The organism is Acinetobacter sp. A3 (assembly GCF_012371415.1).
Lineage (GTDB): Bacteria > Pseudomonadota > Gammaproteobacteria > Pseudomonadales > Moraxellaceae > Acinetobacter.
The window spans coordinates 1-551 of the sequence record NZ_JAAZQW010000101.1; the positions used below are offsets into that span (position 1 = coordinate 1).

At 37.7% G+C, this 551-nt stretch carries 1 pseudogene; it reads left to right on the top strand.

Annotated features, from left to right (window positions below):
• Positions 1-551, top strand: a pseudogene (locus HHA42_RS13415) (IS30-like element ISAba125 family transposase); the annotation flags it as partial.

Consider the following 551-nt stretch of genomic DNA (forward strand, 5'->3'; position numbering starts at 1 on the left):
ATACGAGCATTACCAAAGGGTGAGTTGAAAAAAGACTTATTATCCTGTCTGCGTCATGAAAATAAAAAGCGAAAAGCTAACGGTGAACCTAAAAAAGATTCTATATTACAGGATATTAAAACTATTCATGAGCGCCCAGCCGAAGTTCAAGAAAGAAAAATACCGGGTCATTGGGAAGCTGATTTAATTAAAGGTAAAGACAATAAAAGTTCGATAGCAACACTTATTGAACGAAATACACGGCTCTGTATCTTGGCAACATTACCTGATGCAAAGGCAGAATCAGTGCGCAAGGCTTTAACTGAAGCTCTGAAATATTTACCTGCAGAACTGCGTAAAACGTTGACCTATGACCGTGGACGCGAGCTGGCAGAACATAAAATACTTGAAGAAGATTTAGGCATAGATGTATATTTCTGTGACCCACATTCACCCTGGCAAAAAGGCACATGCGAAAATATGAATGGTTTAATTAGGCAATATTTACCTAAAGGGATTGATTTAAATCAGGCAGATCAGCATTATTTAAATCAAGTTGCCATGTCACTGAA